Raw genomic sequence first — 15503 nt, 5'->3', positions numbered from 1 at the left:
CTCAAATATTTGATGTTTAAGGGCTTTTTTGCTGAATTATTTCATTCCTCTGTTTTTCAGTAGTGGTTCCAGGCTTGGTTCCGTTCCACGGAAATTTTTATAAAGCACCATCGGGTCTTCGCTGTCTCCCTTCTCCAATACGTTATGGCGGAACAGGTCGGCGGTGTTTTTATCAAAGATTCCGTGTTCTTTGAAAGCTTCGAAAGCATCATTGTCCAATACGTTGGCCCATAGGTAGCTATAGTATCCGGCCGCGTATCCGCCAATGATATGGTTGAAGTAAGTCACACGATAACGCGGTGCTATTTCGGGAATCAAATTAAGCTTGTCCATCGCTTCTTTTTCGAATGCAAGCATATCCAGATTCTTTACATCTGTCATCGTGTGCAGGTTCATGTCGAGGATGGCGGCAGCCAGTAATTCGGTGGTCATGAAGCCCTGGTTGAAAGTTTTCTGTTGCAGTATCTTCTCGATGATTTCGTCGGGTATCACTTCTCCTGTCTGATAATGTTTGGCATACATTTTCAGCACTTCCGGTTCAGTCGCCCAGTGCTCGTTGATTTGAGAAGGAAGTTCTACAAAGTCACGTACCACATTGGTTCCTGATGTTCCTTTGTATTCACATTTGGTCAGCAGTCCGTGCAGGGCGTGACCAAATTCGTGGAACAAGGTTTCCACTTCATCCATGGTCAATAAAGAAGGAGTGTCGCCTACCGGCTTGGTAAAACTACAAACATTGCATACCAACGGACGGGTTGTTCCACATTGCTCACGGTAGTTGCTCATCCATGCACCCCCGCTTTTCCCGGAACGTGGGAAATAGTCTACATAGAAGATACCGAGCTGGGATCCGTCTGCATCTTTCACCTCAAAGACTTCTACATCCGGGTGATAAGTCGGTATGCCTTCCAGTTTGCTTAGGGTGATGCCATATAATTTGTTGGCTACGGCGAAAGCACCATCGCGTACATTTTCCAGTTTGAAGTAAGGTTTTGTATCTTCTTCTGACAGATTGTATTTTTCTTTCCGCAATTTTTCGGTGTAATACCACCAGTCCCATGCTTCCAACTTTTCTCCTTTTCCTTCCTTGTCCATTAACTTTTGGAGTTCGCCAGCTTCTGCTTTCGCTTTGGGGAGTGCATAGCTCCATAGATTGTTCAGAAGGTTCATTACGTTGCTGGCGTTCTTTGCCATGGTTTCATCCAGGACGAAGTTTGCGTAACAGTCGAAACCTAATAAGTTCGCTTTTTCCAGGCGGAGAGAAACGATTTTGCGGATATTTTCCTTGTTGTCATTTCCATCGTTGTTGTTGCCGCGGTTGATATAGGCTTTGTATATTTGCTCCCGGAGAGGGCGATTTTCTGAATATTGCAGGAAAGGCAGACGGCTGGCGTTGTGCAAGGTGAACAGCCATTTTCCCGGTTGTCCGGCTGCTTTCGCTTCTTCAGCGGCACTTTGGCGGAACCATTCAGGCAATCCTGCCAGATCTTCTTCCTTGTCAACGAAAAGTTGGAAAGCATTATTCTCATTCAACACATTGTTGCTGAAAGTGATACCAAGTGTAGAAAGCTCCTTGTTGATTTCGCGGAGGCGAGCTTGATCTTTTTCGCTAAGGTTTGCTCCGGAACGGACAAATCTTTTATAAGTCTTGTCCAGCAGACGTTCTTGCTCCGACGTCAGATTCAATGAATCTTTCTTTTGGTAGACATCGTTCACCCGTTTGAATAGTTTCCCATTCAGGGAGATATTATCATTATGTTCCGAAAGAACCGGTGCCAGTTTGATGGAAAGTGCGGTCAGCGAATCAGTAGTTTCCGCATCTGTCATATTGAAGAAAATGGCGCTTACCCGGTCTAAGATAGGTGCGCTGTTATCTAAAGCTACAATCGTATTTTCGAATGTCGGAATTTCCGGACTTTCGATGATGGCTTCGATGTTTTGATTTTGTTCTTCTATACCTTTTAAAAAGGCAGGTTCATAGTGCTCTAATTCAATCTTGTCAAAAGAAGGAACACCATACTCGGTTTGAAACTCTGTAAAGAAAGGATTGCTTTCTGTTTTCGTAGCACAGGAGTACATCATACAACTTACTGCTAAAATGGTTAGTGTCTTTTTAATCATCATAAGTGTTTTTTTATTAGAGTTTTCAGTTCTCATCGTTTACTGATATAGCACCAGATCGGGTAATGGTCTGATGCCTTGATAGACCGGTCTACGGTGCAATTGTAGGCCTTCAGGTTGGGACTGATCAAGATGTTGTCTATGCGGAAATAGAACTTGTTCAGATTGTAGGAGATCCCCAGACCTTTGCCGGATTGTGTGAATGCGTCGTCCAGCTCTTGAGTTAGGATGCGGTGTGTGTACGAAATGGAACCATCGTTGAAATCACCGCATACGATGGTTGTCGGGTATTTACTTTCGGCAATGACTCTCGCCACGGAATCTGCTTGTGAAGCCCGAATGGCCGATGCTTCCGCTAGTTTTCTTATTAACTGTCTGAGTCCGGTTTTTACTTTCCTGGCATTCGGGTCTTTAATCATATCTTCATAAATCCCTCTGTCTTCTTTGGTGAGTTTGTTAGATTCCAGATGATTGTTGATTAATGTAAGAGTGTCGTTATTCACATTCAGTACATATCTCATGGAACCGTTATAATTGCTTTTATATTCGATAGGATGTGTCGAAAGTATAGGGAATTTGGAGAAACAGGCAAGCTGAACATCTCCTTTTCCTTGCTGGTGGATGGATTGGTAAGGATAGGCCTTCAATGCTTTTTTTACATCCTGTTCTGTCAGATACTTTTTGTTGGTAGCAGTGTTATATTCTTGCAGACAGATAATATCGGCATTGCTATCTGCAAGATAAGACAATATCGGGTTCTTTCCGCCTTTCTTCTCCAGATTGCTGAAACTCATTACATTGTACGACAGGATTTTGATGCTTCCTTCCGGAATAGTTTTAGTGGTGGAGTTGAAAGGGATATAAGTCCGTATCTGTGGAATACAAATGAGAAGGCCAATGGCGGGCAAAAGAGCATAGCGGTAATTGACGAATGCCCAGAAACCGATAAAAATTAGATTAATAGTCAGGAATATCGGAAATGCAAGTCCCAGACTGGAGGCAAGTGGATTTATTTTCGGGTTAAGGTAAGGGCTATAAGCACTTAATATCAACGTTCCCACAAAGAGAGCGTTGACAGCAAGTATCAAATATGTGACAAATTTGCCAATATGTTCCATTCTTTTATCTTTTGCTTGCGTCGAACAAGCTTTTCTTTTCTTCTGTTGTCAGACTGTCGTAACCGGATTTTTTTAGTTTTTCCAGGATACGGTCTACTTCATCAGACTGTGCTTTCTTTTGAGCGTTGTAATCATAATCCTTCTCACGACCGGTAGCACTGTTGCCATAGTGTACTTTCATTTTCGGTTTCCGTTTCCATGTTTTTTTCTGAAACAGGGAGATGAAACCATCCAGAATCCAGTTGATCCAGGAAGTTAAATCAGTTCCTTTGCTTAGGCTGGCGGCAAACCAAAGTCCTGCAAGGGCACCGCCTAAGTGGGCGATATGTCCTCCGGCATTGCTTGAGGTAATGGACAATACATCAATTCCGATAACGATCAGTGCCAGGTATTTGAGACGGATGGCACCGAAAAGAAAAAGTTGTACCCTGTAATTAGGCTCACGATAAGCTGTGGCAGCTACGATGGCTAACACGGAGGCCGATGCTCCTACTAATGTTGCCCCCGCTACTTGCGAGCTGAATAAAGGAAATACATTGTAGGCAACCATATACAGCAACCCTCCACAAATACCTCCCAGTACGTATAAACCTCTTAAATGTTTTGCCGAGAAAAAGTAGAGAAACAAACTTCCGAACCAATACAGCCAAAGCATATTGAATAGAATATGCAGGATGCCGGCATGCATAAACATATAAGTAAATAACGACCACGGCTGATGAATAAATCCGATAAAGGATGCCGGCAGGGCAAATATACCGAATATATCGGGGGTGCTTACTTCAAACAGTCGCAAGAAAACGTTGATCAACGTGCCGATTACAAAGATGCCTACGTTGATATAAATCAGTTGGATAAAAATATTTCCTCTTCTGAATGTCTCCTTTAAATCAGCTATGATATGTCCCATTGTTATTGCTTTTTTTTCTCCAGTACAAAATCAGGATCAATCCGAACAGCATTCCTCCCAAATGTGCAAAGTGAGCGACATTGTCTCCGGCACTATTGGCAAGTCCTGACCATAATTCAATTGCGGCATATCCTATAACGAAGAACTTCGCTTTGATAGGAAAAGGCAGCGGGAAGATAAACAACCGGTTATTGGGAAATAACATACCGAATGCCAGCAATATGGCGTAAACGGCTCCCGAAGCACCTACGGTAGTCATCATGTTCAGATACTCTTCCATTGGGATAACGCCTGTACCTATATTCACTTGTGCGTAGTGACTAAGTTCCGTTACATATTGAATATACTGTACTCCTTCTTGAATAAGTCCCGCACCGATACCGCATAGAATATAGTAGAAGAGGAAACGTTTGGGGCCCCAGGTTTGTTCGAGAATCGGTCCGAACATAAAAACGGCAAACATATTAAAGAAAATGTGGCTGAATCCGCCGTGCATGAACATATAAGTGATTAGCTGCGCCGGATTAAAGTCACTTGCAAGGAAAAAATGTAATCCCAGATAATTCGTTAAATCCAGACCGTAACGTTGGGCTACGATTGTTCCGAAAAATACTAGTACATTGATAATTATCAGGTTTTTAGTTACAGTTGGCATCATTTTAATTTCTGAATATTTAGATAATAGACGCAAAAGTACGAATAAATTCTGTTTTAAAGCATGAAAAATGCTTCCTATTAGCTCTTTTTCAATAATTTGCTGCGTTTTTTTTATGTTTTTATTTGATATGTTGTTTTGTTCGGCTATATTTGTGAAATCAATCCATTGTGGGATAATCTTTTGTGTAACATATATATTAATTAATCATTTTACGTATTATGAATAAGTCTGATCTTATTAGTGCAATGGCTGCCGAAGCTCAAATGAGCAAAGCCGATGCAAAAAAAGCACTTGATGCTTTCATCACTTCAGTTACTAACGCTATGAAAGCTGGTGACAAAGTATCTCTCGTAGGTTTTGGTACTTTCTCAGTAAGCGAAAGAGCTGAAAGAACTGGTATTAACCCTTCTACAAAGGCAACTATTACTATTCCTGCTAAGAAAGTAGCTAAATTTAAAGCTGGTGCTGAATTATCTGCAGCTGTTGAATAAGATAGATAGTTGAAAGAAATTAAGAGAGGAGACGTGATGCGTCTCCTTTTTTTGTATCTTTGCGCGCAAGAAATAACTTGATTATGAAGATAGAAGATAAACTTGTAGCGTCCGTTATCAGCGGACTCAAAGCACTTTACGGTCAGGAAGTCCCTGAAAAGATGGTGCAGTTGCAGAAAACGAAGAAAGAATTTGAAGGACATTTGACGTTGGTGGTATTTCCTTTCCTGAAGATGTCAAAAAAAGGACCGGAACAAACGGCACAGGAAATTGGTGAATATCTGAAGGTAAACGATCCGGCTGTAGCAGCGTTTAATGTGATAAAAGGCTTCTTGAACCTGACTATTGCATCGGCTACATGGATTGAGTTGCTGAACGAAATCCAGGCAGATGAACAGTACGGCTTGGTGCAGGTTACTGATGCTTCTCCATTGGTGATGATTGAGTATTCTTCTCCGAATACAAACAAACCGCTTCACTTGGGACACGTGCGTAATAACCTTTTAGGCAACGCATTGGCTAACATTGTAGCGGCAAACGGCAATAAGGTAGTCAAAACAAATATTGTAAACGACCGTGGTATCCACATCTGTAAGTCCATGCTGGCATGGAAGAAATACGGAAACGGTGAAACTCCTGAAACTTCGGGTAAGAAGGGTGACCATCTGGTAGGCGATTATTATGTATCTTTCGATAAGCATTATAAAGCGGAAGTAAAGGAGCTGATGGCTAAATTTACAGCGCAGGGAATGAGTGATGATGAGGCGAAGGCAAAGGCTGAAGCTGAATCTCCGTTGATGCAGGAAGCCCGCGAAATGCTGGTGAAGTGGGAAGCCGGTGATCCGGAAGTACGCGGATTGTGGGAAATGATGAACAATTGGGTATATGCCGGATTCGACGAAACCTACAAGAAGATGGGTGTCAGCTTCGATAAGATCTATTATGAATCCAATACTTACCTCGAAGGAAAAGAAAAGGTTATGGAAGGTCTGGAAAAAGGTTTCTTCTACAAGAAAGAAGACGGTTCCGTATGGGCCGACCTGACTGCCGAAGGACTGGATCATAAACTCCTTCTCCGTGGTGACGGTACTTCTGTTTATATGACACAGGATATCGGTACGGCTAAACTTCGTTTTGCCGATTACCCGATTAATAAGATGATTTATGTAGTAGGTAACGAACAGAACTATCACTTCCAGGTGCTTTCTATCTTGCTCGATAAACTTGGTTTCGAATGGGGTAAGAGTCTGGTACACTTCTCTTACGGAATGGTGGAACTGCCGGAAGGTAAGATGAAATCCCGTGAGGGTACGGTAGTTGATGCTGACGACTTGATGGAGGAAATGATTGCCACTGCTAAAGAAACTTCACAAGAACTTGGAAAACTGGATGGTTTGACGCAGGAAGAAGCTGATGATATTGCCCGTATTGTGGGGCTGGGAGCATTGAAATATTTCATTCTGAAAGTCGATGCCCGTAAGAATATGACATTCAATCCGAAAGAATCTATCGACTTCAATGGTAATACAGGTCCGTTTATCCAATACACCTACGCACGTATCCAGTCTGTACTTCGGAAAGCTGCCGAATCAGGTATCACAATTCCTGAACAGATTCCGGCTGGTATTGAATTGAGTGAGAAGGAAGAAGGGTTGATTCAGATGGTTGCCGACTTTGCTGCTGTTGTAAAACAAGCCGGTGAAGATTACAGCCCGTCTATTATTGCCAATTATACTTATGACTTGGTGAAAGAATACAATCAGTTCTATCATGACTATAGTATTCTGCGCGAAGAGAATGAAGCGGTGAAAGTATTCCGTATCGCTCTGTCTGCTAATGTGGCTAAAGTCATTCGCTTAGGAATGAATTTACTGGGTATCGAGGTTCCTTCCAGGATGTAAGACTTTCTCTGAATAAAATATACTTTTGCGGGGTTTCTTTTATATAAAAGGAACCCCGCATGTTTTATTCTCCCCATCCAATATCCGGCCTGCTCTTATTTAAATCGTATTAATCTTTATTTGTACCAATCTTTATTTTGTTTTCCATTCGATGATACCCATCCTGCGAACTTAGGATATGATTGATCGATTCGTTTCCCTTCCTCCGGAACCGGGAGATTACTTACCGGCATATTGATAGCAAACGGCATCAAGTCTGCTGAAACATAATACATCCCTTCTTCCGGTCTGTAGATGTCTTTTCCGGTTCCCAGTATTGATAAGTCGGCTTTGTCAGTCGGGGGGTAATTTATCAGATGTAATTCTTTGCCTCTACCCTCATTGGAACTGATGAAGATAAACGGATTGTAAGGAGGTACCACATCTTTCTCACTGGCTCCATCAAGCGTGATGGTTACAGTATATTCTTTCTTTGATTCATCAGTGACGTTTTTGAATTTGGTCATGTCGTCATACAACAAAATGGTTGGGTGAGACTGTCCAGGCTCTGTTTCTTTTCCTTCCATGTATATAGAACTTGATAAACCATTGGCATCAGGCCCCGTTATTTTTACACTCTTGACATTGCTGTTTGAGAGCTTGTGGAATTGATATCCAAATCCGTTTTGCAGATAACCTCCACAGTGCTGTGAGATAAACTTGTCTTCTATTTCGTAAATGCGATTGTCGAGAGCGTTTCGGGTCATGGTACTGGTGTACTTTACCATTACGTCATTCATATCGTAATCACCTAACTTAGGCCATAAATCTTCAAAAGCCAGTGTGCCGGAATAAGAAATTTTATATTGCTCAGGGATTGCTTCGGGGTTCTCAGGCAGTGAAGGCAATGTCGGGTCAATCGCATTCTTTTCTGACGTATGAATATAGAATATGGCATCTGCATAATCAAAGTCAGTATTATCTTCAAATCCTACCGCTACAATCTGCCCGGACTTGGAATCACGGAGAGATACGGTTCTTTGTGTATTATTCGTGTTTAGATTCCTGGTGGAGTAGCGTGCTCCCATACCTTTTATAATATCACCCACTTTGTCTTTATCTGTTTCTGAGGTGAGTTTGCTCTTGAATCCCATACCTTGCAGGCACCAGCCAATTGTGACTCCGGCGGGAAATTTGTCCTCGTATTCTTGTGTAGCTTCATTCCAATATTTGAGTTTTATTTCTTCGCCACACACTAATGCTCCTGCTCCTAAAGTCTTGTAAATAGGAGAGGTGTTTGGAAATGCGATTATTTGTTTTATATCACTTGCGCTCTGGGGCGGATTATCGGTCGGATAGGTATAATATCCAACTGTATTGTACCATGCAGCAGAGCTGGTTATAAATACGAGGCTCACTTCGGTCGGGTTAACAATTGGAATATCTGAAGTCATTTTAATGGTACCATCAAAAAACTCCGTATAATTCTGACTGATGTTCATAACCTTGTTTTTACCGTTTTCATCTTTGACTGTAACCTTTCGGAAAACATACTTGATGTTGTATAGTACGTCTGCCGGCGGTATATTTATTTTAGGTTCCAGGTTGGTTGGTCTTCCTCTGTCATCCCAGTCTGCATCGGGAAGAACATTCCATTCTTTTAGATAGGTATGTTGGTTCGTGGTTACTCCTCTGGTTTTTGATGCCGTTTGTGAACGTAAGGCAGCGATATATGCATCTTGATTAAATAAAAGCCGATGACTCTCGTCAATCGTTAGTTTAAGAGGAGATACGGTAGCTAAATAATCCGATGATAACCATACTTCCGAGATGTCCGCCGAGATATTATTCATCTCCCCGCTGAATTTGCCATCTTCATCTGTAACTGCGCGGTAGATAGGCTCTATGTCTTTTTTGGACGCGGTGCCGTCAGTTGAGTATTCAATGGGATCTTGATCGTAAACATCAAAAAGGACACGATAATTTTCGCTTTTAAAACAATAATCAATATCCAAAGCAACAGCTTGGGTCATGTTGAAGTCGAAGTATGCTTCTTTTGGCATATGTCTTCTCTCCCAGGATAAGTCACGCTCTTTGTCCATGCAACTGATGGAAGATATGATAAGTGCTCCTATCATTAAATACTTTAAATTTGTTTGCTTCATAAGTTTGTGTATTAAATAGATAAAGAGCAAATATATACATTTAATTATATAATTTGCTCTTTTTCTGTTTTTTTTTATTTCTTTTTTGCGAATCGTCCTTTTTTTGTGGTCGCTGGTCCTTTTTCATCTTGCAATTTGATGAGTTCCAAACAGCTAGCCAAACTCAAATCCTGCGGGACGATATCTTTAGGTATTTTATAATTGGAACCCTTATAGGTAATATAAGGTCCGTAACGTCCATTCAGAATCTCAAGTTCCGGCTCCTCTTCAAACGTCTTGATGTGGCGTTCCGCTTCCTTCTGGCGTTTCTCCAGAATCAACTGTTCTGCCTCTTCCAAAGTAATTTCCATCGGGTCAAGTGTTTTCGGGAGCGATACATATACCTTATTATGCAGGACATACGGACCGAAACGGCCTACGCCTACACTGACTGATTTTCCTTCATATTCGCCCAGTGTACGAGGTAATTTGAATAATTCCAGTGCATCTTCCAAAGTGATGGTTTCCATGGATTGACCTTTTTTCATTTGTGCAAAGCGTGGTTTTTCTTCATCTTCTACAGTACCAATCTGTACAACAGGACCGAAGCGACCAATCTTAACAGAAACAGTCTTACCTGTTCCCGGTTCTTCTCCCAGAATACGTTCGCCTACTTTATGTTCCGTCTTGATAGCCAATGTGTTTTCTACAGACGGATGGAACTTATCATAGAAATTCTTCATGATAGAAGTCCATTTCACTTCTCCTTCTGCAATCTCGTCAAATTCCTTTTCTACGCTGGCGGTAAAGTTGAAATCCAGAATGTCCGGGAAATATTCGGTAAGGAAATCATTTACCACAGTGCCGGTGTCTGTCGGGAATAACTTCGCCTTTTCTGCACCGGTAATTTCAGTATGGTTTTCATCCTTAATCTGACGATCTTTCAATGTCATGACATTAAACTGCCGTTCTTCCCCGTCTTTATTACCTTTTTCCACATATTCGCGTTGCTGGATGGTAGAGATAGTAGGTGCATACGTAGACGGACGTCCGATACCCAGTTCTTCCAACTTGCGTACAAGACTTGCTTCCGTATAGCGTGGAGGACGTTGGGTGAAACGTTCTGTTGCGGTGATAGGGCCGTGTTCCAACTTCTGGCCTTTTTTCAGAGGAGGAAGCAGGTGGCTCTCATCTTCCTGTTCGTTGTCATCGTCATAAGATTCACGGTATACACGCAGGAATCCGTCAAACTTAATCACTTCACCGATGGCTGTAAATACATCGCTGCTGCCACTTATTGTTATGGTAGCAGTTGTTTTTTCCAGTTCCGCATCTGCCATTTGTGAGGCAATGGTACGTTTCCATATCAAGTCGTACAGTTTCTTTTCCTGTGCTGTTCCTTCAATGGACTGGTTTTCCATATAGGTAGGACGGATGGCCTCATGCGCTTCTTGTGCACCCTTAGTCTTTGTTTCGAAATGGCGGGGATGTACGTAACGGTCGCCCATCATTTTAATGATAGCGTCTTTACTGCCTGCTGTCGCAAATTCCGAGAGGTTGACAGAGTCCGTACGCATATAAGTGATGAATCCCGATTCGTATAAGCGTTGCGCGAGCATCATGGTCTGCGCTACGGTATATCCCAGTTTACGTGCGGCTTCCTGTTGCAACGTAGATGTTGTGAACGGAGCAGGAGGTGTTTTCTTGACCGGGCGGGTAGTGATATCGTCGATGGCAAAGCTTGCTCCCTGACATGCGTTGAGGAAAGCTTTTGCTTCTTCTTTTGTTTTGATACGGCGAGCCAGTTCAGCTTTCATTTCCACCAGTTTTCCGTCCGTGTCCGGAACGAGGAATACGGCAGTGATACGATAAGCAGCTTCCGTTTGGAAAGCATGTATTTCACGTTCACGTTCAACGATCAGGCGGACAGCAACTGACTGAACACGTCCGGCAGAAAGTGCCGGTTTCACTTTTCTCCAAAGCACGGGAGAGAGTTCGAAACCTACGATACGGTCCAGAATCCGTCGTGCTTGCTGTGCATTTACGAGATTGAGGTCTATGTCTCGTGGTTGTTCAATCGCTTTTAAGATAGCGCTTTTCGTAATTTCATGAAATACGATTCGTTTTGTGTTTTCCGGTTTTAGTTTTAAGACCTCATAAAGATGCCAGGCAATCGCTTCTCCTTCGCGGTCCTCATCGGATGCGAGCCATACGGTTTCTGCGTCTTTAGCTTCTGTCTTCAGCGTGTTAACCAGAGCCTTTTTGTCTGCCGGAATTTCGTAGCTGGGTGTAAAATTCTTCTCTACGTCGATGCTGAATTCTTTTTTCTTCAGATCACGTATATGTCCGTAACTAGAAAGGACTTTAAAATCTTTCCCAAGAAACTTTTCAATCGTTTTTGCTTTTGCCGGAGACTCGACAATGACAAGGTTTTTCTGCATAATTCTTTCTTTTATAATGGCTTGTACCACAATATTCGGGGACAAAAGTAAAAAAAAAGATTCTCCCTACCTTATAATATAAGGAGAATTTAATAAAATCTTAAGATTTACATTTTATTGCAGGAAATAAAATATCAATTGGTATAGGTTAGTTTCTCTATATTCTACGTACATTTGTCTCATTAGTAAGTTGGTTTTCGTTTGACTTAAGTTGAACTATCGCTTGACTTAACTAAAACTATCGCTTGACTTAAGTCGAACGAAGATTCAATAGCATGATAAATAATTAATAATAGGGAAGTGGAGTTTAATCTTTCCTAATGAAATACTAATAGATAATGAGTGTAAATTATGATCTTTATGAGACTCCCGATCTCACAAAAAGTGGGGAAGAACAACCTTTGCATGCACGTGTCGTTTTGAAGGGAAGTTATACAGCCGAAGAATTTGTAGAACAAGTGACTGCATTTCAGCATATGCCTCATGCACAAGTGGTGGGTGTCATAGAAGCTATTTCGAAAGAATTGAGACATTTGCTTTTGAAGGGATTTTCCGTTGAATTGGGTGATATTGGCTATTTTACTCTTTCTTTGAGTGTGAACAAAGAAGTGACTGATTCAAAAGACTTGCGTTCACCGTCAGTATCTCTTAAAGATATTAATTTGAGAATCAACCGTCAGTTTAAGAAGGATATTGAGACTGAATTGGTATTACAACGTTATCATTCGCCTTTTCGTGTGAAGAATCTATTGGCAGAAGAAAAGTGCTTGCAGCGACTTAATAAATTCTTGGAAAAGAATCCATGTATTAACCGGCAGGATTATGCCTTACTTGTTGGAAAGACAAAAACACAGGCATTGCAGGATATTAATGCATTTATTGAAAAAGGAATTTTGAAAAAATATGGTTCAGGACGTTCGGTCGTATATATTAAGGCTGGATGAACCATTTTATCGGATATATATACTTGATATTAAACATTTTCTGCTTACCTTTGTTTGCATGAAAAAAGAAAATGGGAAAGGAGACGAACCTATGGCCAGTAATTATATTCGTTTCGATTGGGCTATGAAACGCTTATTGCGTAATAAAGCCAATTTTGCAGTTCTTGAAGGCTTTCTGACTACTCTTCTCAATGAAAAGATTGTCATTCAGAAATTGTTGGAAAGTGAGGGTAATCAAGAAGATGAGTTTGATAAGTATAATCGTGTTGATATGCTTGCGGAGAACTCTAAAGGAGAACTTATTCTGATTGAAGTTCAGAATAACAATGAGTATGCTTATTTCCAACGTATGTTGTTTGGTACTTCTAAATTGGTGACCGAGTACATCAATCGTGGAGAAGGTTATGATAAAGTACGTAAAGTGTATAGCGTCAATATTGTCTATTTTTCATTAGGCAATGGAAAGGATATAGTATATCATGGTAAAACGGAATTCAGAGGGATTCATCAGAATGATGTACTGGAGTTGACTCCGTTCCAAAAACAGACGTTTAAGGTCGATGCTGTCAGCCAGCTTTATCCTGAATATTATATACTAAAGGTGAATGACTTTAATCAGGTTGCCAAGAGCCCGTTGGAAGAATGGATTGGCTATCTGAATACAGGTGATATTCCTGATAGTGCTACTGCTCCCGGTTTGACGGAGGCTCGTGAACGATTGAAACTTGATAAAATGACGAAAACCGAACTTGAAGCATATTATCGTCATTTGGATAATATTGTAATATTGAAAGATAATATATTAACAGAACGTGCGGAAGGTCGTGCGGAAGGTCGTGCAGAAGGTCGTGCGGAAGAAAAAAAAGAAACAGCACGTAATATGAAGATTTTGAATATTCCTATTAATACTATTTCACAGATAACAGGTCTGTCGGTAGAAGAAATACAAGGCTTATAAATCTATTGGTGGCGGATTTGTGGTGGAGACAACGGAATAATTGAAGTTTAAGTTTTTGAGAAGGGGCGTTATCCGGAAATGGAAACGCCCCTTTCATTAATTTAGAACCGGAAACTCAATCCTCCTAAGAAGTTGAATCCTTCTGTAGGATAACCCAAATAATATTGATATTTCTTATTCAGCAGGTTATGTACTTGCGCATAAACGGATACTCCTTTGAATACATTATAGCTGGCTCCGATATGCAAATCATTAATTGCGGTCATTTTTGCATATTCTTTCACTTCTTTCCGGCTGATGTAATCATAGCCCAGATTTATGTTAAGAGCAGAGATCGGATGAATACGTACATTGAAAGACATTTCACTGACGGGTTTCACAGCCAACAGATATTCCTCTGTTTTGCTGTCCCAATTATGATAAGTGTATTTAGCTGATATTCCGAGGATATCTTTGTAATCGTAACTGATTTCACCGCCAAGGTAGAGATTATCTGTATTATCTTGAGCAAAAGTAAGATAAGAGCCTGAATGAATATTACTCGGGTCAAAACCTAAATAAGATAAGTCGTTCTTTAGATTTTGATAACCACCGAACACGTTGAACCAAAGTCCCGGATAAGGGCTTGCTTTGAATCCGATACTACCGTTGATTTGCTCGTAAGTATCATAAGGACGTTGTACATATCCCAAAGTAGCAGTGGTATTTGCCTCCGGCAGTTCACCGTAAGGACAGATGTTTTCTAATCTGCGGAAATCATTCAGTTGCTTACCGCCAGTTGCTTTTGCATAAACAATGTAGCTGTCAGAAAAAATATACTGTGCAGTGATATCGGGTGAGATACGGAAAGACTTGTCAAATCCGAAAGATAAATCTACATTGGCTCCGATATGCAGTTTCCAGTCATCATTATCCAGTTCATAATATGGATTTAAAAGAAGCGTTGTGTAGTTCTTGAAATATTCATCTCCGGTGGAAACATTCTTTGTATATCCGCTGTAGAGAAGATTGTTCATTTCCAAAGCGATAGTTATTGATTGTTGGTCGCCGATAGCTCCCGTGACATCGCCTTTGGTACGTATGATTGTCTCCTTGATACCTGTATTGGCTTCAGATTCATTGAACATATTATGCTGACGTTCATACATCAACAGATTTGTTTCTGCATTGAAATGCAGTGGTGCAGTCTCATCAATGAAATGAATGCCTGCATGAAAGTCACCGGATGTGAATTTCTGCTTGCTGTTTACGCTTTCCGGTTGGAAGTTGAAGTTGCTCAATCCGAAGTTTCCGGCAATATTTAAATCCAATTGATCGAATTGATGCGTATAATCCACATTAGCACGTGTGCGGTAGTAGAAAGCGTTCCATTTCTCTCCATCTGTGAAAGGAAGAGTTAACTTACCATCCATCCCATCCATTTGGAAACGTACATTCAGCTTATCTTTCTTCGACAGGCGGAATAGATAATTGGCAAGAACATCCAAATTGCCATAATTGCCATATCCGGCACGTACATATCCGGGAGTAGTGCCTGGCTGAATTTCTTTTCCGGTATAGGGACGCATCAGACCTGCCGGAACAGAAGTAGCCGGAAAGAATGTCGTAGCATATTCCACCTCTTTCTTACTCACTGTCGGTTCTTCTACTTTAGGCAGGACGTTCACTTTCGAAGCATCCATAATGTCCGGGTTATATTCTTGTTCCACAACGACCGTGCGGTTCATTGTCGTATCCTTCGGTTGGGTAGTTTGGGCTTGAAGGCAGGATGGCATTGAGATTGCCAATGCGAGTCCTCCTATTATATAATAAGATCGTTTCATACTTTTCTATTTTTT

Annotated in this window: 11 protein-coding genes; 4 read left to right on the top strand and 7 right to left on the bottom strand. The window is 41.2% G+C overall.

Annotation, left to right across the window (positions count from 1 at the left end):
* Window positions 1–36: 36 nt before the first annotated feature.
* From AB3G73_RS14960 to AB3G73_RS14945, 4 genes are read right to left on the bottom strand one after another with little or no spacing between them, the layout of a single operon-like run.
* On the bottom strand, window positions 37–2121 hold the full coding sequence (locus AB3G73_RS14960) for a M3 family metallopeptidase (protein WP_148365843.1): 2085 nt from the start codon (window positions 2119–2121) through the stop codon (window positions 37–39).
* Between the two features lie 32 nt (window positions 2122–2153).
* The gene (locus tag AB3G73_RS14955; protein WP_217720963.1) at window positions 2154–3239 is read right to left on the bottom strand and encodes an endonuclease/exonuclease/phosphatase family protein; all 1086 of its coding nucleotides are present in this window, start codon (window positions 3237–3239) and stop codon (window positions 2154–2156) included.
* Window positions 3240–3243: 4 nt separating this feature from the next.
* A complete protein-coding gene (locus AB3G73_RS14950; RefSeq protein ID WP_195649337.1) occupies window positions 3244–4149 on the bottom strand; it encodes a rhomboid family intramembrane serine protease in 906 nt (301 codons plus the stop codon).
* The gene (locus tag AB3G73_RS14945; RefSeq protein WP_217721032.1) at window positions 4130–4804 is read right to left on the bottom strand and encodes a rhomboid family intramembrane serine protease; all 675 of its coding nucleotides are present in this window, start codon (window positions 4802–4804) and stop codon (window positions 4130–4132) included. The genes AB3G73_RS14950 and AB3G73_RS14945 overlap by 20 nt, the downstream gene beginning before the upstream one ends.
* A 221-nt stretch (window positions 4805–5025) precedes the next feature.
* On the opposite strand from AB3G73_RS14945, the gene AB3G73_RS14940 reads away from it, so the two are divergent.
* On the top strand, window positions 5026–5298 hold the full coding sequence (locus AB3G73_RS14940) for an HU family DNA-binding protein (RefSeq protein ID WP_004296482.1): 273 nt from the start codon (window positions 5026–5028) through the stop codon (window positions 5296–5298).
* 83 nt (window positions 5299–5381) lie between these two features.
* Complete coding sequence (argS, locus tag AB3G73_RS14935; protein WP_259021674.1) at window positions 5382–7199, top strand: arginine--tRNA ligase; 1818 nt, start codon at window positions 5382–5384, stop codon at window positions 7197–7199.
* A 116-nt stretch (window positions 7200–7315) separates the two neighbouring features.
* Here argS and AB3G73_RS14930 read toward each other — a convergent pair whose 3' ends face one another.
* On the bottom strand, window positions 7316–9343 hold the full coding sequence (locus AB3G73_RS14930) for an LruC domain-containing protein (protein WP_367745178.1): 2028 nt from the start codon (window positions 9341–9343) through the stop codon (window positions 7316–7318).
* A 74-nt stretch (window positions 9344–9417) separates the two neighbouring features.
* Complete coding sequence (gene topA, locus AB3G73_RS14925) at window positions 9418–11763, bottom strand: type I DNA topoisomerase (RefSeq protein WP_148365594.1); 2346 nt, start codon at window positions 11761–11763, stop codon at window positions 9418–9420.
* Window positions 11764–12101: 338 nt separating this feature from the next.
* On the opposite strand from topA, the gene AB3G73_RS14920 reads away from it, so the two are divergent.
* Both AB3G73_RS14920 and AB3G73_RS14915 read left to right on the top strand, forming a co-directional pair.
* A complete protein-coding gene (locus AB3G73_RS14920; protein ID WP_148365593.1) occupies window positions 12102–12707 on the top strand; it encodes a DNA-binding protein in 606 nt (201 codons plus the stop codon).
* A 58-nt stretch (window positions 12708–12765) separates the two neighbouring features.
* Entirely contained in the window at window positions 12766–13665 is a 900-nt protein-coding gene (locus tag AB3G73_RS14915) for an Rpn family recombination-promoting nuclease/putative transposase (RefSeq protein WP_143259277.1), read from the top strand.
* A gap of 101 nt (window positions 13666–13766) precedes the next feature.
* Here the strand turns inward: AB3G73_RS14915 and AB3G73_RS14910 are convergent, their stop codons facing one another.
* The gene (locus AB3G73_RS14910; RefSeq protein WP_322019543.1) at window positions 13767–15488 is read right to left on the bottom strand and encodes a TonB-dependent receptor; all 1722 of its coding nucleotides are present in this window, start codon (window positions 15486–15488) and stop codon (window positions 13767–13769) included.
* Window positions 15489–15503 lie beyond the last annotated feature (15 nt).

It is taken from the genome of Bacteroides sp. L008, from assembly GCF_040812255.1.
Classification (GTDB): Bacteria; Bacteroidota; Bacteroidia; order Bacteroidales; family Bacteroidaceae; genus Bacteroides; species Bacteroides vicugnae.
Note: the sequence above shows the minus strand (reverse complement) of the source record. Positions and strands in the feature narration are given on the sequence as shown.

Bases quoted from the DNA above. Each gene is read 5' to 3' on its own strand.
- AB3G73_RS14960 (WP_148365843.1), bottom strand. From the start codon at position 2,121: ATGATTAAAAAGACACTAACCATTTTAGCAGTAAGTTGTATGATGTAC.
- AB3G73_RS14955 (WP_217720963.1), bottom strand. From the start codon at position 3,239: ATGGAACATATTGGCAAATTTGTCACATATTTGATACTTGCTGTCAAC.
- AB3G73_RS14950 (WP_195649337.1), bottom strand. From the start codon at position 4,149: ATGGGACATATCATAGCTGATTTAAAGGAGACATTCAGAAGAGGAAAT.
- AB3G73_RS14945 (WP_217721032.1), bottom strand. From the start codon at position 4,804: ATGCCAACTGTAACTAAAAACCTGATAATTATCAATGTACTAGTATTT.
- AB3G73_RS14940 (WP_004296482.1), top strand. From the start codon at position 5,026: ATGAATAAGTCTGATCTTATTAGTGCAATGGCTGCCGAAGCTCAAATG.
- argS (WP_259021674.1), top strand. From the start codon at position 5,382: ATGAAGATAGAAGATAAACTTGTAGCGTCCGTTATCAGCGGACTCAAA.
- AB3G73_RS14930 (WP_367745178.1), bottom strand. From the start codon at position 9,343: ATGAAGCAAACAAATTTAAAGTATTTAATGATAGGAGCACTTATCATA.
- topA (WP_148365594.1), bottom strand. From the start codon at position 11,763: ATGCAGAAAAACCTTGTCATTGTCGAGTCTCCGGCAAAAGCAAAAACG.
- AB3G73_RS14920 (WP_148365593.1), top strand. From the start codon at position 12,102: ATGAGTGTAAATTATGATCTTTATGAGACTCCCGATCTCACAAAAAGT.
- AB3G73_RS14915 (WP_143259277.1), top strand. From the start codon at position 12,766: ATGAAAAAAGAAAATGGGAAAGGAGACGAACCTATGGCCAGTAATTAT.
- AB3G73_RS14910 (WP_322019543.1), bottom strand. From the start codon at position 15,488: ATGAAACGATCTTATTATATAATAGGAGGACTCGCATTGGCAATCTCA.